General features: G+C 63.1%; 23 protein-coding genes. 8 read left to right on the top strand and 15 right to left on the bottom strand.

The genetic code is table 11. The annotated features are described in order from the left end of the window. Positions 1 to 153 precede the first annotated feature (153 nt). Positions 154 to 591: a CBS domain-containing protein gene (locus tag AC07XM_RS15985; protein WP_016484359.1), complete on the top strand. Its 438-nt coding sequence runs from the start codon at positions 154 to 156 to the stop codon at positions 589 to 591. Between the two features lie 6 nt (positions 592 to 597). Here AC07XM_RS15985 and AC07XM_RS15990 read toward each other — a convergent pair whose 3' ends face one another. From AC07XM_RS15990 to AC07XM_RS16000, 3 genes are all read right to left on the bottom strand, one after another. Then, a complete protein-coding gene (locus tag AC07XM_RS15990) occupies positions 598 to 1,236 on the bottom strand; it encodes a hypothetical protein (protein WP_023048232.1) in 639 nt (212 codons plus the stop codon). 69 nt (positions 1,237 to 1,305) lie between these two features. Beyond that, on the bottom strand, positions 1,306 to 1,548 hold the full coding sequence (locus AC07XM_RS15995) for a DUF2789 domain-containing protein (protein ID WP_016484357.1): 243 nt from the start codon (positions 1,546 to 1,548) through the stop codon (positions 1,306 to 1,308). Positions 1,549 to 1,608: 60 nt separating this feature from the next. Further along, entirely contained in the window at positions 1,609 to 2,067 is a 459-nt protein-coding gene (locus tag AC07XM_RS16000; RefSeq protein WP_016484356.1) for an aminoacyl-tRNA deacylase, read from the bottom strand. A gap of 97 nt (positions 2,068 to 2,164) precedes the next feature. Here AC07XM_RS16000 and AC07XM_RS16005 point away from each other — a divergent pair, with 97 nt between their 5' ends. Both AC07XM_RS16005 and AC07XM_RS16010 read left to right on the top strand, forming a co-directional pair. Then, a complete protein-coding gene (locus tag AC07XM_RS16005) occupies positions 2,165 to 3,511 on the top strand; it encodes an NfeD family protein (protein ID WP_023048233.1) in 1,347 nt (448 codons plus the stop codon). Between the two features lie 2 nt (positions 3,512 to 3,513). After that, positions 3,514 to 4,266, top strand: coding sequence for a slipin family protein (locus tag AC07XM_RS16010; RefSeq protein ID WP_016484354.1), 753 nt, complete (start codon positions 3,514 to 3,516; stop codon positions 4,264 to 4,266). Between the two features lie 32 nt (positions 4,267 to 4,298). Here the strand turns inward: AC07XM_RS16010 and AC07XM_RS16015 are convergent, their stop codons facing one another. From AC07XM_RS16015 to abc-f, 3 genes are all read right to left on the bottom strand, one after another. Continuing rightward, the gene (locus AC07XM_RS16015) at positions 4,299 to 4,931 is read right to left on the bottom strand and encodes a LysE family transporter (protein ID WP_016484353.1); all 633 of its coding nucleotides are present in this window, start codon (positions 4,929 to 4,931) and stop codon (positions 4,299 to 4,301) included. Positions 4,932 to 5,129: 198 nt separating this feature from the next. Beyond that, entirely contained in the window at positions 5,130 to 5,717 is a 588-nt protein-coding gene (locus tag AC07XM_RS16020; RefSeq protein ID WP_016484352.1) for a mechanosensitive ion channel family protein, read from the bottom strand. Continuing rightward, entirely contained in the window at positions 5,717 to 7,627 is a 1,911-nt protein-coding gene (gene abc-f / locus AC07XM_RS16025) for a ribosomal protection-like ABC-F family protein (protein ID WP_024717580.1), read from the bottom strand. Before abc-f ends, AC07XM_RS16020 begins: the two co-directional genes overlap by 1 nt. Positions 7,628 to 7,677: 50 nt before the next feature. On the opposite strand from abc-f, the gene AC07XM_RS16030 reads away from it, so the two are divergent. Continuing rightward, complete coding sequence (locus AC07XM_RS16030; protein ID WP_102689383.1) at positions 7,678 to 8,160, top strand: TIGR02444 family protein; 483 nt, start codon at positions 7,678 to 7,680, stop codon at positions 8,158 to 8,160. Here the strand turns inward: AC07XM_RS16030 and AC07XM_RS16035 are convergent. After that, complete coding sequence (locus AC07XM_RS16035; RefSeq protein WP_070086489.1) at positions 8,136 to 9,197, bottom strand: AlgP family protein; 1,062 nt, start codon at positions 9,195 to 9,197, stop codon at positions 8,136 to 8,138. The genes AC07XM_RS16030 and AC07XM_RS16035 overlap by 25 nt on opposite strands. Before the next feature lie 179 nt (positions 9,198 to 9,376). Between AC07XM_RS16035 and AC07XM_RS16040 the strand changes: the two genes are divergently transcribed. Then, positions 9,377 to 10,015: an FKBP-type peptidyl-prolyl cis-trans isomerase gene (locus tag AC07XM_RS16040; protein ID WP_023047973.1), complete on the top strand. Its 639-nt coding sequence runs from the start codon at positions 9,377 to 9,379 to the stop codon at positions 10,013 to 10,015. Between the two features lie 9 nt (positions 10,016 to 10,024). On the opposite strand, the gene rsd is transcribed toward AC07XM_RS16040, so the two are convergent. From rsd to AC07XM_RS16075, 7 genes are all read right to left on the bottom strand, one after another. Then, the gene (gene rsd, locus AC07XM_RS16045) at positions 10,025 to 10,495 is read right to left on the bottom strand and encodes a sigma D regulator (RefSeq protein WP_102689384.1); all 471 of its coding nucleotides are present in this window, start codon (positions 10,493 to 10,495) and stop codon (positions 10,025 to 10,027) included. Between the two features lie 231 nt (positions 10,496 to 10,726). After that, on the bottom strand, positions 10,727 to 11,233 hold the full coding sequence (locus AC07XM_RS16050; RefSeq protein WP_016484346.1) for a disulfide bond formation protein B: 507 nt from the start codon (positions 11,231 to 11,233) through the stop codon (positions 10,727 to 10,729). 219 nt (positions 11,234 to 11,452) lie between these two features. Further along, positions 11,453 to 12,691 carry a heme biosynthesis protein HemY gene (locus AC07XM_RS16055; protein WP_016484345.1) on the bottom strand — a complete coding sequence of 413 codons (1,239 nt, stop codon included), beginning with the start codon at positions 12,689 to 12,691 and terminating at the stop codon, positions 11,453 to 11,455. Beyond that, a complete protein-coding gene (locus AC07XM_RS16060; protein ID WP_016484344.1) occupies positions 12,688 to 13,788 on the bottom strand; it encodes a uroporphyrinogen-III C-methyltransferase in 1,101 nt (366 codons plus the stop codon). The genes AC07XM_RS16055 and AC07XM_RS16060 overlap by 4 nt, the downstream gene beginning before the upstream one ends. A 45-nt stretch (positions 13,789 to 13,833) precedes the next feature. After that, complete coding sequence (locus tag AC07XM_RS16065; RefSeq protein ID WP_016484343.1) at positions 13,834 to 14,601, bottom strand: uroporphyrinogen-III synthase; 768 nt, start codon at positions 14,599 to 14,601, stop codon at positions 13,834 to 13,836. Continuing rightward, positions 14,598 to 15,539 carry a hydroxymethylbilane synthase gene (gene hemC, locus AC07XM_RS16070; RefSeq protein ID WP_016484342.1) on the bottom strand — a complete coding sequence of 314 codons (942 nt, stop codon included), beginning with the start codon at positions 15,537 to 15,539 and terminating at the stop codon, positions 14,598 to 14,600. The genes AC07XM_RS16065 and hemC overlap by 4 nt, the downstream gene beginning before the upstream one ends. Positions 15,540 to 15,736: 197 nt before the next feature. After that, on the bottom strand, positions 15,737 to 16,480 hold the full coding sequence (locus AC07XM_RS16075; protein ID WP_016484341.1) for a LytR/AlgR family response regulator transcription factor: 744 nt from the start codon (positions 16,478 to 16,480) through the stop codon (positions 15,737 to 15,739). A gap of 296 nt (positions 16,481 to 16,776) precedes the next feature. Between AC07XM_RS16075 and argH the strand changes: the two genes are divergently transcribed. Next, positions 16,777 to 18,171 carry an argininosuccinate lyase gene (gene argH, locus AC07XM_RS16080; RefSeq protein WP_016484340.1) on the top strand — a complete coding sequence of 465 codons (1,395 nt, stop codon included), beginning with the start codon at positions 16,777 to 16,779 and terminating at the stop codon, positions 18,169 to 18,171. Positions 18,172 to 18,309: 138 nt separating this feature from the next. Here argH and AC07XM_RS16085 read toward each other — a convergent pair whose 3' ends face one another. Beyond that, positions 18,310 to 18,972 carry a glutathione S-transferase gene (locus AC07XM_RS16085; RefSeq protein ID WP_060518117.1) on the bottom strand — a complete coding sequence of 221 codons (663 nt, stop codon included), beginning with the start codon at positions 18,970 to 18,972 and terminating at the stop codon, positions 18,310 to 18,312. A 148-nt stretch (positions 18,973 to 19,120) separates the two neighbouring features. Here AC07XM_RS16085 and AC07XM_RS16090 point away from each other — a divergent pair, with 148 nt between their 5' ends. Together AC07XM_RS16090 and AC07XM_RS16095 are read left to right on the top strand one after the other, a co-directional pair. Beyond that, positions 19,121 to 19,423, top strand: coding sequence for a hypothetical protein (locus tag AC07XM_RS16090; protein ID WP_016484338.1), 303 nt, complete (start codon positions 19,121 to 19,123; stop codon positions 19,421 to 19,423). A gap of 69 nt (positions 19,424 to 19,492) precedes the next feature. Next, positions 19,493 to 19,738 carry a TIGR02647 family protein gene (locus tag AC07XM_RS16095; protein ID WP_016484337.1) on the top strand — a complete coding sequence of 82 codons (246 nt, stop codon included), beginning with the start codon at positions 19,493 to 19,495 and terminating at the stop codon, positions 19,736 to 19,738. Positions 19,739 to 19,842 lie beyond the last annotated feature (104 nt).

The raw sequence follows: 19,842 nt of genomic DNA on the forward strand, positions 1-19,842 counted from the left end.
GGGGGGGGGCTTTAGCCGCGAAGCCCGGCACAGGCGGACACCCATGACGTTTTTCAATCGACTCCATGCCGTTTCCTGCATTGCCGTGCAGAGCGCCGTGCCGGATGCTTTAGTTACTCCGAGACAGCGCTTTTTTCACCCGCAGAGGCCCGTATGAAGACCGTCGAACAAATCCTCAAGACCAAGTCCCAGCACCAGACCGTATACACCATCGGCCCGGATGACTCGGTGCTTGACGCCCTGAAAATGCTGGCGGAGAAAAACGTCGGTGCGTTACCCGTGGTCGAGGGCAACCAGGTGGTGGGTATCGTCAGTGAACGGGACTATGCGCGCAAACTGGTACTCAAGGGCCGCTCTTCCGCCGCCACCCCGGTGCGCGAAATCATGAGTGCACCCGTGGTCACCGTGGAGCCAAAGCAGAAGCTCGATTTCTGCATGAACCTGATGACCGACCGTCACCTGCGTCACCTGCCGGTGGTCGACAACGGCAAACTGCTCGGCCTGCTGTCCATCGGCGACCTGGTCAAGGAAACCATCACCGAACAGGCCAGCCTGATTCGGCAACTGGAGCAGTACATCCGCGGCGAATGACGCCCCTCAATGGTAGGCGCGCTCAAGCTCATCCAGTTGATGGTCGAAGCTGCGAAGGCGTGCCGACCAGGTGTACACCAGCACTTCCAGGTCACGGTTGACCACTGCAGTATTGCCATGGCCACTGCAGGTGGGCTCGCCCAGGTCCAGCTGGTAGCGTTCACGGGCCATGGCCTGGGCCACGCTGGACAGGTCGCGGGCATTGGCCAGCCAATGGTGATGGTGGTCATGGATTTCACGGTCGAGCACCCGGCACTGGCGCTTCAAGGCATCAAGGCTCTGCTCCAGCGGTGTCCCCTTGAGCTCGCCCATGACTTCTTCGAACGTGCGGCCGGAATGCCAGTAGCTGCCCCAGAAATAGCGGTCGAATACCGTCTCGACGCGGCGTAGTGCCACCTTGGTGTTCCAGATGGTCAGCAACGTTCGCCCCTGAATCACTTCGCGCTTGTTCAGGTGCAACTGCTGCCAGGCGATCCAGGTCAGCGCCACCAATACCACCGCCACGGTGACAGCCGCAGCCGCATACAGGAAGTGCACCGCCTGGTTCATCTGTTGCGTCTGCCTGATGCCATAGAAGTAACTGGCCGTCAGGGTGCCCAGGATCGTCACGGAGCACCAGAAGCCTGGTGCATAGGGATCTTTCATCGCGCTATCCCCTTATTGTTTTCCTGAGCATAGCAACGGCCAATCACTCGTCAGGTGCCGCTCGGCGCTTTATTTTTTGCGGGGATGCAGCGCTTCGTTCAGCTGGTCGATCATGGGTATCCAATCAGCGTCGGCGGTGTAGCTTTCCTTGAGAAAAGCGCGTTGAGAGTCGTTCCAGAATGGCGCGTCCACCAATTTCACATCCTCATCGAGCGGTGAATGGGTGGTGATGAAACGATCGATTTCTACCGGGTCGTCGGGAAGACCCAATTGTTTGAAAATTTCCGAAAATGGATGAATCGGCTTGTCCATGGTTCCTCCTGGGCACCAGTCTGGGCATCGACGACGCCAGACTGGTATAGGTTGAGAGCATCAGCACAGCTCGCGCACTTCGGCGTGCGGCACCAATTTCATGTACTGCTCCATGCTCATGTGGATCAGGTGATCGTGGTCACCCGCCTCCAGATAGACATCGCCCTGGCGTGTAAGACTCGGATCAAGCAACATTTTTATCTGGTAGGCGTCGCCAAGGGCCGGCACGGCGCCGCGCTCGCAGTCGCCGAACAGGCTCGGCAGGCCACTTTCGCGAGTCAGTTGCCAGGCCCCGGACATGCGCACCTTGGTCATGTCCAGATGCCGGTTGGCCGGTAGCACGGCCATGATGTAGTTGCCATGGCGGTCATCGAGCATCACCGACTTGGCCACCCGCTCGGCGGGTACGCCGGCCGTGCGCGCCGACTCAAGGCTGGTGGCCGAGTGTGGATGGGGAATGATGTCGTAGTCGCAGTTGGCCTTGTCCAGGCGGGCCTGCAGGGTCTTTGCCATACGCATGATGCACCTCCGTTTTCACCCCCAATCTGTAATTTTAGGCGGGGTAACGCCAACCAGGGCTAAACTTGTGTAATAGGGGCAAACGAGGTGACGACAGGTGATCGCCCGCTGCTGGCGCTGGCTGTTGCTGCTGTTACTGCTTGGCATCACGCCAGGTGGCCAGGCAGCGCCCGGTGCAGTGTGGGTGCTGGGCATCGATGATGCCATCGGGCCGGCCAGCGCCGACTACCTGATTCGCAGCCTCGGGCAGGCCCAGGCACAGGGCGCGCAACTGGTGGTGATCCGCATGGACACCCCCGGTGGCCTGGACAGCGCCATGCGTCAGATGATCAAAGCGATTCTCGCCAGCCCCGTGCCGGTTGCCACTTACGTCGCCCCGAGCGGTGCCCGCGCTGCCAGCGCCGGCACCTATATTCTCTACGCCAGCCATGTCGCCGCGATGGCCCCCGGGACCAACCTGGGTGCTGCCACGCCGGTGCAGATCGGCGGCCCCCCAGGTGCGCCCAAAGACGACAAGGCCAAGGGCAGCGATGATGAAACCCTGGCACGCAAGCAGGTTAACGACGCCACTGCGTATATTCGCGGCCTGGCGCAGCTGCGCGGGCGCAATGCCGACTGGGCGGAGAAGGCCGTGCGCGAGGCCGTCAGCCTGCCAGCCAGCGAGGCCTTGCGGCTGAATGTGATCGACCAGGTCGCCGATGACCTGCCCGCCCTGCTGCGCAAGCTCGATGGCAAAACGCTGGTGGTCGCTGGCCAGCCACGCCAGCTGCACACCGCCAGCGCCAGCCTGGTGGAGCACCTGCCGGATTGGCGCACACGGGTACTGGCGGTCATCACCAACCCCAGCGTGGCGCTTATTCTGATCATGATCGGTGTGTACGGGCTGCTGTTCGAATTCATGAGCCCCGGGTCTACGGTGGGTGGTGTGGTCGGTGGTATCTGCCTGCTCTTGGCACTTTACGCTCTACAACTGTTACCGGTGAGCTTCGCCGGGGTGGCGCTGATCGTGCTGGGTATCGCCTTCATGATCGCCGAAGCCTTTCTGCCCAGTTTCGGCGTGGTCGGTTTTGGCGGCATCGTTGCCTTTGTGGTCGGCGCGCTGATCCTGATCGATACCGATGCACCCGGTTTCGGCATCCCGCTGGCCTTGATAGGCACCCTGGGAGTGCTTTCGGCGCTGCTGATCGGCGGCGTGCTGGGCATGGCCCTCAAGGCACGTCAACGGGCACTGGTCAGCGGTGACGCCGGCCTTGTCGGCAGCCTGGTTCCCGTCACCCAGGTGATGGCAGGCAACCCGCTGCGTGGCGTCGTGCTGGCCCAAGGCGAGCAATGGCAAGTGCAGTGCGCAACGCCGCTGCAAGCTGGCCAGAACGTGCGGGTGACCGCACGCCATGGCGTGATGCTGGACGTGAGCCCCGCCGCGCCTGCGGTGCAAGGAGAATGACCATGTTCATGCAAGTTGGTTTTGGTGCCGTGCTGATCGTGCTGGCGATGCTGTTGCTGTCGGCGTTTCGCATCCTGCGCGAGTACGAGCGCGGTGTGGTGTTTCAGCTGGGGCGCTTTTGGCAGGTAAAGGGGCCGGGGTTGATCCTGTTGATCCCGGTGATCCAGCAAATGGTGCGGGTCGACCTGCGCACGGTGGTGCTGGATGTACCACCCCAGGATGTAATCACCCGCGACAACGTCTCGGTCAAGGTCAACGCGGTGCTCTACTTCCGCGTGCTCGACCCGCAAAAGGCGATAATCCAGGTGGAGGACTTTCTGGTAGCGACCAGCCAGTTGGCCCAGACCACGCTGCGTGCGGTGCTGGGCAAGCACGAACTGGATGAGCTGCTGGCCGAACGTGAGCAACTGAACGGGGACATTCGCCATGTGCTGGACGCGCAAACCGACGCCTGGGGCATCAAGGTGGCCAACGTCGAGATCAAGCATGTCGACCTCAACGAATCGATGGTACGCGCCATCGCCCGGCAGGCTGAAGCCGAACGCGAACGGCGGGCCAAGGTGATCCATGCCGAGGGGGAGTTGCAGGCGTCAGAGAAGCTGATGCAGGCGGCGCAAATGCTGGGCAAGGAACCGGGGGCAATGCAGTTGCGCTATATGCAGACGCTGGGGGCGATTGCGGGCGACAGGACCTCGACCATTGTCTTCCCGATGCCGGTGGACTTGCTGACAGGGTTGGTAGACAAGCAGAAATAGAGCTGGGGCCCGGACCAGGCCCCAGCGGTCTGTCAGAGAGGTGCGCGGCGCAGGGTCGCCAGGAAAGTGGCCGCACCAATGAACAACCCGGCAAAGGTCCGGTTGAGGCGCTTCTGCTGCTTGGGCGTACGCAGCAGGCGCAACACCCGCGAAGCCAAGCCGGTGTACCCCGCCATCACCAGCATGTCCACGCTGATCATCGTCACAGTGATCGCCACATACTGCGGCAACAGCGGTGCATGCGGATTGATGAACTGCGGCAGCACTGCCAGCATGAACACCAGCGCCTTGGGGTTGCTGACGTTGACCAGGAACCCGCGGAACACCAGGCTCAGCGGTTTGCCGATAGGGCGAACACCGGACTCATCGGACATGTCCATCGGCAAGGCGCGCCATTGCTTGTAGGCCAGGTAGACGAGGTAGGCAACGCCGAACCATTTGATGACCTGGAAGGCCGTGGCCGAGGCGGCCAGGATGGCGCCGACGCCGGCGGCAATGATGGCGATTTGCACAATCAGGCCCAGTTGCAGGCCCAGGGCGTTCCAGTAGCCACGCCAGAAGCCGTATTGCAGGCCGCTGGACATCGAGGCAATCGCCCCGGCACCGGGTGACAGGCTGATTACCCAACAGGCGGCAAAGAAGCCCAGCCATACTTCCATCGACATCACACACCTCGCTCGAACATTTGTTGCAAAAGGTTAAGCTAAGGTTTTGGTGAAAAAATAACCAGCGATTTCTGAGGGATTTTTGGGACCTGTGCCGGCCTCTTCGCGGGCGCGCCCGCTCCCACAAGTACAGTGCAGTTTCAGACCCTGCGGGATACCTGTGGGAGCGGGCATGCCCGCGAAGGGGCCAGTACAGGTTCAGTCAGCTTCGGCAGCTGTTTCTTTGTGCAAGGCCTGCACCTCAGCCCCGCGCCAACGCCGTACCGACTTCTGGAAGAACTGGCTATTGGGCACCTGCACCAGCGCCCCGCCCGCATCGGGCATTTCCAGCAAGGTGGTAAACAGCAGGTTGATGGCGATCACCCGGCCTTTCACCCCCGGCTTGTCCAGCGTGTCGACCAGCTCGACCACATCACCGATGCGAAACGGCCCGACCGTGAAGATCAGCACCGCGCACAGCAGGTTGGACAGCACGCTCCACATGGCGAAGAACGCCACCGCCGCCACCGCGACAAAGCCGGACAACGCCGTCCACAGCACGGTCGCCGAAACGCCCAGGCGCTCGAGCACGAACAGCAGCGCGCTGCCCATGATCAGCCAGCGCAGGCCACCACGCACCGGTACCAGCAGTTCTGGCGGCAGCGGGTAACGCTGGCCCAGGCGGCTCAACCCACGCGCAACGATGCGCTGCAGGACGAAAGCCGCGACCAGGATCAACAGAATCTGCAAGCCCAGCCAGAACGTGTCCATCCATTGCCCTGGCAGCAGCGAACGCAGTTCCTCCATCAGGACAGCGCCTCGAGTTCGGCCTGCATGCTTTCGAGGGTTTCCAGCGCTTCCATCCAGGCTTCTTCCAGCTCACCTTCGCGTTGCTTGAGCTTGGTCTGGCGCGCCAGCAGGTCACGCAACTCGTCCTTGCGCGCCGCCTCGTAGAGGCCACCGTCACCCAGCGCGGTCTCGATCTCGGCCAGTTGCACATGCACCTGGTTGAGCTCGGTTTCCAGCTTGTCGGCAGCTTTCTTGTGCGGTGCCAGTTGCTGGCGCAAGGCCGCGGCAGCTTGACGCTGGGCTTTCTTGTCGGTCTTGTCCGGGTTGACCGGGGCGGTACTGACCGGCGCACTGCGCTGGCGGTACTCGACCAGCCAGCGGCTGTAGTCGTCCAGGTCTCCGTCGAAGGTTTCGACCTTGCCGTCGGCCACCAGCAAAAAGTCGTCGGTCGTGCTCTTGAGCAGGTGACGGTCGTGAGACACCACCACCACGGCACCGGCAAACTCCTGCAACGCCATGGTCAGCGCCAGGCGCATTTCCAGGTCAAGGTGGTTGGTTGGTTCATCGAGCAGCAGCAGGTTTGGCCGTTCCCAGGCAATCAGCGCCAGCGCCAGACGGGCCTTTTCGCCACCGGAAAAGTTCACAACCGGCTCGTCGGTGCGAGCGCCATGGAAGTCGAAGCCACCGAGGAAGTCGCGCAGGGTCTGTTCGCGCTCGGTGGGGGCAATACGCTGCAGGTGCAGCAGCGGGCTGGCCTTGTCGTCCAGCGAGTCCAGCTGGTGCTGGGCAAAGTAGCCAACAGCCAGGTTCTCGCCACGTACCAGGCGGCCAGACAACGGCTCCAACTCACCCGCAAGGTTCTTGATCAGGGTCGACTTGCCGGCGCCGTTGGGCCCGAGCAGGCCAATGCGCGCACCTGGGGTGAGCTGCAGCTTGACCTTGTCGAGAATGGCCGTGTCGCCATAACCCAGGCGGCCTTCGGACATGCTCAGCAACGGGCTGGAGATTTTCTGCGACTCACGGAAGACGAAGTCGAACGGCGAGTCGACATGCGCCGCCGACAGCTCCTCCATGCGCTCCAGGGCCTTGATCCGGCTTTGTGCCTGGCGGGCCTTGGTGGCCTGGGCCTTGAAACGGGCGATGTACTTTTCCATGTGCGCGCGCTGCGCCTGCTGCTTCTCGTAGGCCTGCTGCTGCTGCGCCAGGCGTTCGGCACGGGTGCGCTCGAAGGCGGTGTAACCACCCTTGTACAGGTTCAGCTTGCGCTGTTCGACGTGCAGCACGTGGTCGACCACCGCGTCGAGGAAGTCACGGTCGTGGGAGATCAGCAACAGTGTGCCGGGGTAGCCTTTGAGCCAGTCTTCCAGCCACAGGATGGCGTCGAGGTCCAGGTGGTTGGTGGGCTCGTCGAGCAGCAGCAGGTCGGACGGGCACATCAGAGCCTGGGCCAGGTTCAGGCGCATCCGCCAGCCGCCGGAAAAGTCGCCGACGCGGCGGTCCATCTGCTCGTTGGTGAAGCCCAGCCCAGCCAGCAATTTGCGCGCGCGGGCATCGGCGGTATAGCCGTCGGCGCCTTCCAGCTCACTGTGCAGGCGCGCCAGGGCGGTGCCATCGTGCGCCTGCTCGGCCGCGGCCAGTTCGGCCTGGACCTTGCGCAGGCGCGCATCGCCGTCGAGCACATAATCCACGGCCAGGCGGTCGAGGGTGTCGACCTCCTGACGCATGTGGGCGATGCGCCAGTCGCCAGGCAGCAGGCAATCGCCGCCATCGGGCGACAGCTCACCGCGCAGCAAGGCGAACAGGCTGGATTTTCCGGCGCCGTTGGCGCCGATCAGGCCGGCCTTGTGACCGGCGTGCAGGGTCATGTCGGCGCCGTCTAGCAAGCGCTGCGGACCACGCTGTAAAGTGAGGTTGGATAGTCTGATCATGATGGTCGCGGAGTCTACCAGCTTCCTCGGCCCATAGCGCGAGTGGAACCATGTACACCGACCTGTGGAATTACGCTTTGGCCCTGTATGCCAGGCCTGGCGTGGAAGCGGCCTGCCTTGAGCTACAGGCGCAGGGTGGCGATGTTTGCCTGCTGCTATGCGCAACCTGGCTGCAAGCACGTGCTGTGGCTGTGCTGGAGGAGCGCGTGCAAGCACTGCACGAAATGGCCGAGCCGTGGCAGCGCGAAGTGGTCACTCCACTCCGCAGCCTGCGCCAGCAATGGCGAGCGGCAGCGTTGGGAGATACGCAGCTGGCGTCGTTGCGTGAACAGGTGAAGGGGCTGGAGTTGCAGGCAGAAAGAACTTTGCTGGAGCGCTTGCAGGAATTCGCCCAAAAGTGGCCCGCAGGCTCCAGGGAGCCCACGGACGACTGGCTGGCCCGGCTGGCGCCGGCCCCTGTCCGACACCACCACGCGCTGGATCAGTTGCGCGTCGCGGCGACTGCGCTTCAGGACGCCGAAGAGGGTGCCTGAGCCGGGGTGCTGGCGGGTGCCGACGGCGCTGCCGACGAGGCCGGGTTGGCCGAGTTGGTTGCTGCAGCCGGGGTGCTGGCGGCTGGCGCAGCAGGTTTGGCGTCGGCTGGCTTGCTGGCAACAGGCTTGGCGGCAGCTGGCTTGGCGGCCGTGCGTGCTGGAGCCTTGGCAGCAGCTGGTTTAGCAGCGGATTTCGCGGCAGCAGCTTTGGCTGGCGCTGGCTTGGCGGCAGGTTTGACAGCGGCAGCAGGCTTGGCGGCAGCAGTGGCTTTGGCCGCTGGCTTGGCGGCAGCAGTAGCCTTGGCAGCTGGCTTGGCCGCAGGTTTGGCTGCAGCAGTAGCCTTGGCAGCCGGCTTGGCGGCAGGTTTAGCTGCAGCAGTAGCCTTGGCAGCCGGCTTGGCGGCAGGTTTGGCAGCAGCAGTAGCCTTGGCAGCCGGCTTGGCGGCAGGTTTGGCAGCAGCAGTGGCCTTGGCAGCTGGCTTAGCGGCAGGTTTGGCAGCAGCAGCGGACCTGGCAGCTGGCTTAGCGGCAGGTTTGGCAGCAGCGGTGGACCTGGCAGCTGGCTTAGCGGCAGGTTTGGCAGCAGCAGTGGACCTGGCAGCTGGCTTGGCAGCAGCAGGCTTGGTGGTTTTGGCGGCACGCAGGTCAAGGGCCTTGGCGGCTGCTTCGCGAACTTTGCCTACACCTTGGGCCAGCTTGAGGCTGTCCTGAGCGTCGCGCTTGAGTTGCTGGATATAAGTACGGGTCTGGGTTTGGCGTTCCTTGAGGGAATCGAGTAGCTCTTCAAGTTCGCCAACGGCTTTTTGCGCTTTGGTCTGCGCCTTGGCTTTACCCGCCTTGGCGGCATCCTGCAGTTTCAGGCGACCGGTGTGCAGTTTTTCCTGGGCCTTGCCACGCTGCTTTTCCAATTTGGCCAGCAGTTTTTCCGCATCAGCCAGCGCTTGCGAGCAGGCATCTTCCAAGTGTTCGAGCAGGCTGCCCGAAAGTTGCTGGAGCAGGTGTAACGGCGTACTTACTGGCTTCTTTTTGGCCGACATGGTTTACCTCCTGGCTGACGAGATTGCGGCTCATACTATGCTTCTGCTGCTACCGCCGCTAGGGCATGTTGACAGTAATATTTACGCCGCGTTGCATGCCTGGGCAAAGTTGTTATCTTGCAGCTGCGTGAAAGTGTAGTTGCTGAATTAATCATTGCTGATATTTGGGAGTCAGGGCATTGCCTCGATATCTTGTATTAGGTTTATGCCTGCTGGTGCCAGTTGCAATGGCCGACAGCAACGACCATGACCTTGCCTACAGCCTGGGGGCCAGCCTGGGTGAGCGCCTGCGCCAGGATATGCCTGGCCTGCAACTGGATGCACTGGTCGAAGGCCTGAAGCAGTCCTATCAGGGGCAACCCTTGAAGCTCGACAAGGCACGTATGCAAGCGGTGCTGCAGCAGCACGAAGCGAGGGAAGGTGACGCCGCCACGCAGAAGTTGCAGGCAGCCGAAACGCGCTTCATGGCCAACGAGCGTGGCCGTTATGGGGTACGCGAACTACCGGAAGGTGTGCTCTACAGCGAGCTGCAGCCAGGCACTGGCGCCCAGCCCAAAGCGGGCGGCAAAGTGCAGGTACGTTATGTGGGCAGGCTGCCGGATGGCTCTGTGTTCGACCAGAACCAGGCGCCCCAGTGGTTCAGCCTGGACTCGGTGATCGAAGGGTGGCAGGTGGCCTTGCCAAGGATGCACGCCGGGGCCAAATGGCGCCTGGTAATTCCGTCGGCGCAGGCCTATGGCGCGCAAGGCGCGGGTGACCTTATCGCACCGTATACACCCCTGGTGTTCGAGATCGAATTGCTGGCGGTTGGCGACTGACGTCAACTCTCACGCCTGGACTGCTCCCTCTTCCTTGTGTGCGTTGTGCAGCACCTCAATCAGGCAGTCTTCAAGTTCGAAGCGCTCGTGCAACAGCCCGCCCAACTTGCCCAGCTTTTCGGCGAAGCGTTCGGTGTCCTTGCACTCACCCTTGGTGCATTGGTCATTGAAGGCCAGTGCGACCTGGGTACTGTCGTTGATCCGTGGGTTGAGTTCTTCAGCCAGCTTCAGCGCTTTCTCGTCTCCGAAAGCCTTGGCCTCGCTGACCAGCTGCTCGCAAACTTCGAAGTGCCACGCCGAAACGTAGTCGACCAGAAGTGCGCAAAAGTCTCCGTTGGTGTCCTTGTCGGCAAAGGCTGGCTTCAAATCGCGCAAGCCGCGGAAAGCCTGCACCAGTTGCCGGCGCTCCGCCAGCCAACGGTCGATCAGCTTGTGAACCCCACCCCAGCGTTCCTGGGCGTTCTGACAACTATCGAGCATGGCGATCTCTTCCCTTCTGGGTAGATGCCGCTGCACCCCGCACCACAACCGTGCGGCACAAAGGTGACATCAGCAGGACGGCATCGAGCAGTTGTATTTTCGGTATGCGTGCTGGGAGATTATTCCCACGCGTGCTGCCCATCAAGGTACGCAGCAGACAAAGTTCATACAAGTGTTTAATCCCCTGTTACATCACCATTGGTCGCGGTAATGACGTGGCCTTGCTTCAGGTCATGCTCGTGCCAGGGTGCGGAAACGATACGCCAGCAGGTAACTCAGGGGCAGCACCGCCAGAAGCAGGAAGGCCAACAGGCTCCACTCCGGTAACGTCAGGTCGAGAAAGCTCCAGGTCAGCGAGCTGCAATCAGGCCCACCCAGCAGCAATTGCCGTGCTGCCTCAGCCCAGGATTGCTCGAACACCCGCCCGATCGGCACCGGGCAAACATGAATGACACCCTCAGCGCCCTGCACCCAGACATGCCGTGCTGCCAGCAAAGCGCCCGCCAGCGAGCAGCCCAGTACCCCCTGCGCATAACGAACGGTACCCTGCGTGCCCGGTGCCTGCAGCACGGCTGCGAGGCACAGCAGCGCGTACACACCAAGCAACAAACGCTGGCTGAAGCACAATGGGCACGGCACCAGCCCCACTGTGGTTTCCAGGCGCAAAGACGCAACCAGCACCGCCAGTGCGACCAGGCAGGCAGGAAGGAAAAAGGTGCGCAAACGGGCCGGCAGCATGGACGTTGAAGATCCGCAAGAAGTGGTGACTTGAAACGGTAGAGGAAAGACACGCTTTGTTTCAAGGCACGACAACAACGACAAGTCCCTGAATCGCGTAGGAAATTTCCAGCGATGCAGTAGGAAGCACCTGAAGAAAGGGACTGCTGATAGCGCTGGCCGCAAGAGATAAATTACCCGCCCCCACAGCCCGCACCTTGGCGCGGGCTGTGGGGTGGGTCAGGCGCGTACGCCTTCTGGCAAAGGCAGCGCCAGCAGGCGTTCGTCCAGCAGGCCAAGGCCCTCCTGGAACAGCTGGTTGCTGCGCTCGGTCTCGCCAAGACCCGCGAGCAGGCGGGCCAGTTCGGCGCAAGCCTCGGGGTTGCGCTCCATGCGCAGGCTGCTTTCCAGGTAGTCTCGCGCCTTGCCCCACAGGCGGTTCTGCAGGCTAAGCCGGCCCAGGGTCAGCAGCAGGCTGGCATCTTGCGGGTGCTCTTTGAGCCAACCTTCAGCAGTTTGCAGCTGGCGCGCCGGATCATCACCGCGCACCAGGCCGTACAGCCGGGCCAGGTGGCTTTCGTATTCACGCTTGAGGGCGGTGCGCAGCACTTGCTCGGCCTCGCCTTGGGCACCCACCTGGCGCAATTGCTCGGCGTAAGCCAGCACCAGTTGCGGCTCCTGGCGCTGGGCCGTGGTCAGCTGCTGCCAAGCGCGTTCCAAGGCCTGACGTGCAGTTTGCGCGTCCTCGCCACGGGTGGTGGCCAGGCTTAGGTTCTGGCCCCAGGCACGTTGCTCCAGGGCGGCCAGCTCGGCGGCCGGCAGCACCTTGCCCTTGCGCAGATCTGGCAGCAGGCGGATCAGTGCCGACCAGTCACCACGCTCCAGGTGCAGGCGCTGCAGCAGGCGCAGCACCTGGGTGTTGTGCGGGTGGCGCTCCTGCATGGCCAACAGGGTTTCCAGGGCGCCATCATTTTCACCACGGTCCATCTGCAACTGCGCATGGGTCAGGGCAATGGCCAGTTCTGCTTGCGGCTGACGCTCCAGGGCGCGCTCCAGCAGGTTGTCGCTGTCTTCGGTGCGGCCTTGCTCGTTGGCAGCGCGTGCGGCGCCGAGGTAGTACAGCAACGGTTGGCGCTCGGCCTCGGCGGCACGTTGCAAGTGGCGTTGAGCACTGGCCCAGCGGCCCTCGGCAAGGTCCAGCTGGCCCTGTTCGATGGCCAGGCGAATGCGCCGGCTGCGGTTACGCCGCGACCACGGGTTGACCACGCCGCTGGAGGTTAGCACCAGGCCGACCAGATAACGCAACAACCACAACAATGCGACCACGGCCAGCAGGCCGGCCAGTGCCGCCCACAGCCCCGATTGATAGCGGAAGCTTCCATAGGAAAGCAGTACGTAGCCGCTGTGTTTGGCGACCGCGATACCCAGCGCCGCGGCAATCACGATGGCCAGCACGGCCAGCAGGTAGACACGCTTCATGGCTTGCCCCCTTCAGCCTCGGCCGGCAGGTGACGGCGCTGAATGTAGGCCTGCACGGCCGCCAGGCTTTCGCTGAGGTCGGGGGTAACCACCGACACCGGCTGATCGGCCAAGGCATTGAGGCTGTCGAGCATGGCCTTGCTTTGCGGGTTGTCGGCGTTGAAGTTGGCCAGCAAGACGCTGCGAGCGTCGTCCAGCGCCTGGGTGTAGACCTTGGCGTCACCATTGAGGGCCGCCCACTGGGCCTGCTCGATGGTCAGGCTCAGGGCCAGGCGCAGCTGATTCAGCTGCTGCCCGGCCAGCAACGGCCGCACGTTTTCGTCAGCGTTGAAGTCGATCTGGAAGTACTTGGAGATTTCTGCCCACCACTGCGACAGCCGGCTGGCACCATCGCCGTCAGCGGTCAGGGCGCCCAGGGCATCGGCATTGCTGTCGAACTCGGGCGATTGCGCGCTCAGCTGCTGTACCTGCTCACGTTGAGCAGCCAGTTTCAGGAACAGGCCGGTACGGTCCGGTTGCTGGGTGCTGCTGAGCGTGGCCAAGCTGCGCGCCAGTTGCTCGCGGGCCGCGAAAGCACCCGGGTCACTCTGCTCGCGCAGGATCTCGTCGGCGCCTTCGACCAGTGCCTTGGCGCTGGTGATGTCCTGCAAGGCCGACAGGCGCAGGGTCGCCAGGCGTAGCAGGTGCTCGGCTTCCGCCAGGCGCCACTCCTTGCGGCTCTCTCCCAGCACGGTTTCCAGGCGCTGGCTGAGGCGCTGCTGGTCGCCCTGCAGCTGCGCCACCAGGCGCCGACGGTCTTCCAGCTCGCTGGCAGCCGGCAGGCTGGCCAGTTGCGCGCTGATCTGCTGTTCGCGCTGCTGCAGGGCTTCGGCGCGCTGGTTCAGCGCCTCGATGTGCTGGCCCTGATTGAACTCGCTGCCTTGCAGTTGACGCACCTGCCAGACACCCCAGCCACCTACCGCCACCCCGGCCGCACCCAGCAGCAAGGCCAGCGCTGCCAGGCCACTGCCGGAGCGCTTGGCAGGTGGGGCGGTGACGGGTTCCGCCGGCGCCTGTGCCGACGGCTGATCGTTATTGGACAAGACAGTCTCGCTCACGTATCCATCCTTTGCATGGGGGCGCATCGCGTTCAGCTTAGCGCCTTAAGAAGCAGGTGCAGCGCTGCGCTGCACGGCTGCCAGCAAGGCCGTGGCACTGGCGCCACGGCAATCCACAACCTGTTGGGCCCCGGCGGCCCTGGCCTGTTCGGCTACCCGCGGGCTGGGCACGAACAACGGCAGGCGTGCCAGCTGCGGCCAATCGGCGCCGGCCAGCTGCTGCAAATGTTCAAAACCCTGCCCACTGCTGACCACCAGGCCATTGAGGCGTTCCGCTTCGATGCGGCGCTTCAGGGTGCCTGCGGGGTAAACCGGCAGGCAGCGACGATACAGTTCCAGATATTCGACACTAGCACCTTGCTCGGCAAGACGCTCTGCCAGCAGTTCGCGACCTCCGACGCCGCGAACGACCAAGACACGCGCTGCGGGCACGGCAACTGCCTGAAGCAGGGCCGGTAGTGCCAGCAAGGCTTCGCTATCATCGCCACGCGACGGAGTGCTCACCGCCAGCCCGGCCCCTTGCAGCACCGCAGCGGTTGCCTCACCCACGGTGAACCAGCCTTGCCGAGGCGGCTGCGTGCCGGCTTTGGCCAGATGCTCAAGCAGCAACCGGGCAGCCGGCTTGCTGACCACGATGATCGCCTGAAAGCCATGCAGGCCCTCCAGAAGCAGTCGTTGCCGGGGCTCTGCGGTGACGGGCTCTATCGCCAGCAGCGGCAGGCAGCTGCTGCCCACCCCCGCTGCCGCCAGGCTTTGCGCCAGTGCCGCACAATCCTCGGCAGGCCGGGTCAGCAACAGGCGCCATTGGCTCACGGGTGGCCGGCCTCGCCGTAGACTTCCTTGAGGATGGCCTCGGCACCTTGGTCCAGCAGGTCTTCGGCCACCTGTACACCCAGGGTCTCGGCAGCAGCACGGGGGGCACGGGCATCGGCCACCAGCAGGGTACCGCCGCTAGGCTGGCCGACCAGGCCTCGCAGCCACAGCTGGTTACCTTCGAGTACCGCGTAGCAGGCGATCGGCACTTGGCAGCCGCCATTCAGGCGTTTGTTCAGGGCGCGTTCGGCCACCACCCGGTCGGCGGTGTCGGCATGGTGCAGCGGCGCCAGCAGTGCATGGATCTCGACGTCCGCGCTGCGGCACTCGATGCCTACCGCGCCCTGGCCCCCAGCTGGCAGGCTGTCGTCAACGCTGATGGTGGCGGTGATGCGGTCTTCGAAGCCCAGGCGGATCAGGCCGGCGGCGGCGAGGATGATGGCGTCGTACTCGCCGGCGTCCAGCTTGGCCAGGCGAGTGTTGACGTTGCCACGCAGAAAGCGGATTTGCAGGTCCGGGCGGCGCGCCAGCAACTGGGCCTGGCGGCGCAGGCTGGAGGTACCGACGATGCTGCCGGCAGGCAGCGCTTCAAGGCTGTCAAAGGTATTGGAAACGAACGCATCACGCGGGTCTTCGCGCTCGCAGATGCAGTACAGGCCCAGGCCTTCGGGAAAGTCCATGGGCACGTCTTTCATCGAATGCACGGCGATGTCGGCTTCGTTGTCCAGCAGGGCGGTTTCCAGTTCCTTGACGAACAGGCCCTTGCCGCCAATTTTTGCCAGCGGCGCGTCGAGCAGCTTGTCACCACGACTGACCATGGGCACCAGGGTCACCAGCAGACCGGGGTGGGCCTGCTCGAGGCGGGCTTTGACGTATTCGGCCTGCCATAGGGCCAAGGCACTTTTACGGGTGGCAATGCGGATTTCGCGAGTGGACATGGAACGCCCCGATCCAGAGAAATGCCGCCGATGATAACAGCATCTCCTTTATCGCTTGCAGATGTGGATCAGTTGAGGGCCTCTTCGCGGCTAAAGCCGCTCCCACAGGGTGAAGTGCCGCTCTCCAGGCCTACTCAACCTGTGGGAGCGGCTTTACCCGCGAACAAGGGCGCAGCCCTTGCCATGCGGGCACCGTATCAGAGGGTCTGCATCATCTTGCGCACGCCGGCTACATGCCGGCGGCTGACGGTCAGGGCATCGCCGTCCAGGCCTTTCAGGTACAGTTGAAAGTGCCCCAGCGGGGTGCGCTGCAGGCGTTCGATACGCTCGCGGGCGACCAGCGCATTACGGTGGATGCGCACGAAGCGCTCGCCAAATTCGTCTTCCAGGGCTTTGAGCGGCTCGTCGAGCAGCACTTCCCCGGTTTCATGACGCAAGGTCACGTACTTGTGATCGGCAATGAAGTAGATCACTTGCGGCAAAGGGATCAACTCGATGCCTTTGCGGGTGCGGGCACTGATGTGGCTACGTGGGCCGCCGCCTTCATTGGCCGGCCGGGTAAGCGCCGCCAGCTGGGCGCGGTTGGGTTTTTCGGCCTTGCGCAAGGCATCGCGCAACGCCTGGGCCTGGAACGGCTTGTTCACATGGCTGAGGGTACTGTCCTTGAATGCCTCGGCACCGTATTCATCATCCCCGGTGCAAAACACCACCGCCGGCGGCGCCTCGCGTTCGCACAGGCGAGCAGCTACCTGCAGGCCATCCAGGCCTGGCAGACCGATGTCCAGCAGGACCACATCGGGCTTGAGGCTTTCGATCAGCGCTAGGGCCTCCTCGCCGTTGGTGGCGCTAGGCTCCAGCACGGTGTAACCCTCCAGTTCGCCGAGCAGCCGGCTGAGGCGTTCACGGCCTTGGGGTTCGTCATCAACGATCAGGACATTCATAATTGCGCTGGATTCCTGAATGAGTCTCGCACAGGTATAGCGTAGACAGGTGTGGTTCGAGCGACACTGCGGTCACGCTCTAGACCGGTGCGATGGCCAAAGATTCACTCGGACGGCAGATTCACCGCCAGTCCTTTGTCCAACTGTAGACGGTCCGTGGAACACTGCCGTTCATTCCTTAAAATCCTTCTCTGCCATTTTCCGGGCATTTCTGTCGACCGGCGCCCTGCGGCAGCCAGCCCAACCCTGCTATTATCGGCGCCACTTTTTCGTTCACGCCTGCAATGAGTGAATCCATGAGCACCGACAAGACCAATCAGTCCTGGGGCGGCCGCTTCAGTGAGCCCGTCGACGCCTTCGTCGCCCGTTTCACCGCCTCGGTCGATTTCGACAAGCGCCTGTACCGCCACGACATCATGGGTTCGATCGCCCATGCCACCATGCTGGCGCAGGTCGGCGTGCTCAGCGATGCCGAGCGCGACACCATCATTGATGGCCTGAAGACCATCCAGGGCGAAATCGAAGCCGGCAAGTTCGACTGGCGCGTCGACCTCGAAGACGTGCACATGAACATCGAAGCACGCCTGACCGACCGCATCGGCATCACCGGCAAGAAGCTGCACACCGGCCGCAGCCGCAACGACCAGGTGGCCACCGATATCCGCCTGTGGCTGCGCGACGAAATCGACCTGATCCTGGCCGAAATCACCCGCCTGCAGCAGGGCCTGCTGGAGCAGGCCGAGCGTGAAGCCGAAACCATCATGCCCGGTTTCACCCACCTGCAGACGGCCCAGCCGGTCACCTTCGGCCACCACCTGCTGGCCTGGTTCGAAATGCTCAGCCGCGACTACGAGCGCCTGGTCGACTGCCGCAAGCGCACCAACCGCATGCCCCTGGGCAGCGCCGCGCTGGCGGGCACCACCTACCCGATCGACCGCGAGCTCACCTGCAAGCTGCTGGGCTTCGAAGCCGTGGCCGGCAACTCGCTGGACGGCGTGTCGGACCGTGATTTCGCCATCGAATTCTGCGCCGCTGCCAGCGTGGCGATGATGCACCTGTCGCGCTTCTCGGAAGAGCTGGTGCTGTGGACCAGCGCGCAGTTCCAGTTCATCGACCTGCCGGACCGCTTCTGCACCGGCAGCTCGATCATGCCGCAGAAAAAGAACCCGGACGTACCAGAGCTGGTACGTGGCAAGAGCGGCCGCGTATTCGGCGCGCTGACCGGCCTGCTGACCCTGATGAAAGGCCAGCCGCTGGCCTACAACAAGGACAACCAGGAAGACAAGGAGCCGCTGTTCGACGCTGCCGACACCCTGCGCGACTCGCTGCGTGCGTTTGCCGACATGATCCCGGCGATCAAGCCCAAGCATGCCATCATGCGTGAAGCGGCCCTGCGCGGGTTCTCCACCGCCACCGACCTGGCCGACTACCTGGTACGCCGTGGCCTGCCGTTCCGTGACTGCCACGAAATCGTTGGCCATGCGGTGAAGTACGGTGTGGACACCGGCAAGGACCTGGCCGAGATGAGCCTGGATGAACTGCGCCAGTTCAGCGACCAGATCGAGCAGGACGTGTTTGCCGTGCTGACCCTGGAAGGCTCGGTGAATGCCCGTGACCACATTGGTGGTACGGCACCGGCGCAGGTACGTGCTGCCGTTGTTCGTGGCAAGGCGCTGCTGGCTTCCCGTTAAGCCAGCCTCGCTGCCCTGCTTTTTGCAGGAGCAGCCTTGTGCTGCGAAGAGGCCGGTGCAAACACCCTGGATAGAGGGTGTCTGCACCGGCCTCTTCGCAGCACAAGGCTGCTCCTGCAGGTTCAGCGCTAGCTCCGGTTAGCGTTTACCGCTGCGAATCATCTCCATGAAGGCCGGCATCGACGCTTCCTTGTCCGCCACGATCCGCGCCATGTGCGGGTTCTCGCCCATCAGCTGCAGCAACGCCCTGGCCTGCGGGAAGTCCGCCAAAAAGTCGATGTTCAGCACTTTCTTGCCCACCGCATAAGCCAGGTCGACCGAGAAGCAGAACATCAGGTCTGCCAGCGTCAGCTGCTCACCCGCCACATAGGGTGCAAAGCGCCCGTTGCGTTTGAGGGTGGCAAAGCCGGCCAGCAAATCGGCACGCGCCTTCTCTTTGACCAATGGCTCAACCGACATGCCAAAGAACGACTCGGCATAGCAAGTACGCGCCGGCAGCTCGATGTACAGCTCGATTTCCTTGAGCAGTTCGCGCACCTTGGCCTGTCCGAACGGGTCGGCCGGCAGCAGTGCCTTGCCGCCCTGAGTCTGTTCGATGTAGTCGAGGATTACACTGGTTTCGCTGAGGAAGCCGTGCTCGGTCTGCAGCACCGGCACCTTGCCCCGTGGGCTCACTTCCAGCGCCTGTGGCGCCTGGCCGCCATAGAAGGTGACTTCTTCGAAGGGCAGGCCTTTTTCCAGCAGGGCCAGCTTGACCATGTTGTAGTAGTTGCTGACCGAGAATCCATGAAGCTTGAGCATGAGGTAACAGCCTCCAGGCCGTAAGGGGTTGGCTGGGCTTTTATAGACCGTACGCCTGTTCCTGACCAGCGTCATGCACCTCGTCAATGCCCGGGCATTGCCGGTACAGGCGTGGCACACTGTGCATCCCACCACAGGAGTACCGCCAATGAGCGAGCCCACCGACATCGACAATGACGACGACGAAGCCTTCGCCGAGGCAACGCTGACCCAGGCCATCGAGAACCAGATCGAAAGCGGCGAGCCGCCGGCAGCCAAGGCCACTTTCAACAAGCTGACCCTGGTTGGCTGGGAACGTGAAGACATTCTCAACCTGATGGCCCATGTGCTGGCCTTCGAAATTGACAACATGCTGGTGGAAGACCGCGCGTTCAACGGCGAGTGGTACGAGAACGCCCTGCGGGCGCTGCCGGAGCTACCACCTGAGATGGATCAAGGCGAGGACGAATAACCCGACTACACTCGAAGGTCAGGCACCGCAAGCGGTGCCGCCATCCTTGTCTGGAAGTCAGGAGTCGCCATGTCCTTTACCCCCGATCTGATCGCTGAACTGGAAGTACTCGCGCTGTTCAAACACGACAGCAGCCAGGAAGGCATCAAGATAAACAGCAACGCCGCCCCTGCCCTGGTCGCCGCTGCGCAACGCCTGCATGAAAAGGGGCTGACCGATCAACCCGATGGCGGCTACCTGACCAGCCTGGGTCACGACGCCGTTGACAGTGTCCAGCTGCTGCAGAACATCCTCAAGGCGCCACAACCGGCCTGAACCGAGATCACAAGGGGCTGCCATGCAGCCCATCGCCGACAAGCCAGCTCCCACAGGTATTGCACATGGCTTGAAACGGATGCAGTCGGGGTGGGGGGCCCCCC

The organism is Pseudomonas sp. GW460-LB5 (assembly GCF_059423245.1).

What these genes read in the sequence shown, in the direction of transcription:
- AC07XM_RS15985 (WP_016484359.1), top strand. Translation starts at nt 154, where the DNA reads ATGAAGACCGTCGAACAAATCCTCAAGACCAAGTCCCAGCACCAGACC.
- AC07XM_RS15990 (WP_023048232.1), bottom strand. Translation starts at nt 1,236, where the DNA reads ATGAAAGATCCCTATGCACCAGGCTTCTGGTGCTCCGTGACGATCCTG.
- AC07XM_RS15995 (WP_016484357.1), bottom strand. Translation starts at nt 1,548, where the DNA reads ATGGACAAGCCGATTCATCCATTTTCGGAAATTTTCAAACAATTGGGT.
- AC07XM_RS16000 (WP_016484356.1), bottom strand. Translation starts at nt 2,067, where the DNA reads ATGCGTATGGCAAAGACCCTGCAGGCCCGCCTGGACAAGGCCAACTGC.
- AC07XM_RS16010 (WP_016484354.1), top strand. Translation starts at nt 3,514, where the DNA reads ATGTTCATGCAAGTTGGTTTTGGTGCCGTGCTGATCGTGCTGGCGATG.
- AC07XM_RS16015 (WP_016484353.1), bottom strand. Translation starts at nt 4,931, where the DNA reads ATGTCGATGGAAGTATGGCTGGGCTTCTTTGCCGCCTGTTGGGTAATC.
- AC07XM_RS16020 (WP_016484352.1), bottom strand. Translation starts at nt 5,717, where the DNA reads ATGGAGGAACTGCGTTCGCTGCTGCCAGGGCAATGGATGGACACGTTC.
- abc-f (WP_024717580.1), bottom strand. Translation starts at nt 7,627, where the DNA reads ATGATCAGACTATCCAACCTCACTTTACAGCGTGGTCCGCAGCGCTTG.
- AC07XM_RS16030 (WP_102689383.1), top strand. Translation starts at nt 7,678, where the DNA reads ATGTACACCGACCTGTGGAATTACGCTTTGGCCCTGTATGCCAGGCCT.
- AC07XM_RS16035 (WP_070086489.1), bottom strand. Translation starts at nt 9,197, where the DNA reads ATGTCGGCCAAAAAGAAGCCAGTAAGTACGCCGTTACACCTGCTCCAG.
- rsd (WP_102689384.1), bottom strand. Translation starts at nt 10,495, where the DNA reads ATGCTCGATAGTTGTCAGAACGCCCAGGAACGCTGGGGTGGGGTTCAC.
- AC07XM_RS16050 (WP_016484346.1), bottom strand. Translation starts at nt 11,233, where the DNA reads ATGCTGCCGGCCCGTTTGCGCACCTTTTTCCTTCCTGCCTGCCTGGTC.
- AC07XM_RS16055 (WP_016484345.1), bottom strand. Translation starts at nt 12,691, where the DNA reads ATGAAGCGTGTCTACCTGCTGGCCGTGCTGGCCATCGTGATTGCCGCG.
- hemC (WP_016484342.1), bottom strand. Translation starts at nt 15,539, where the DNA reads ATGTCCACTCGCGAAATCCGCATTGCCACCCGTAAAAGTGCCTTGGCC.
- AC07XM_RS16075 (WP_016484341.1), bottom strand. Translation starts at nt 16,480, where the DNA reads ATGAATGTCCTGATCGTTGATGACGAACCCCAAGGCCGTGAACGCCTC.
- argH (WP_016484340.1), top strand. Translation starts at nt 16,777, where the DNA reads ATGAGCACCGACAAGACCAATCAGTCCTGGGGCGGCCGCTTCAGTGAG.
- AC07XM_RS16085 (WP_060518117.1), bottom strand. Translation starts at nt 18,972, where the DNA reads ATGCTCAAGCTTCATGGATTCTCGGTCAGCAACTACTACAACATGGTC.
- AC07XM_RS16090 (WP_016484338.1), top strand. Translation starts at nt 19,121, where the DNA reads ATGAGCGAGCCCACCGACATCGACAATGACGACGACGAAGCCTTCGCC.
- AC07XM_RS16095 (WP_016484337.1), top strand. Translation starts at nt 19,493, where the DNA reads ATGTCCTTTACCCCCGATCTGATCGCTGAACTGGAAGTACTCGCGCTG.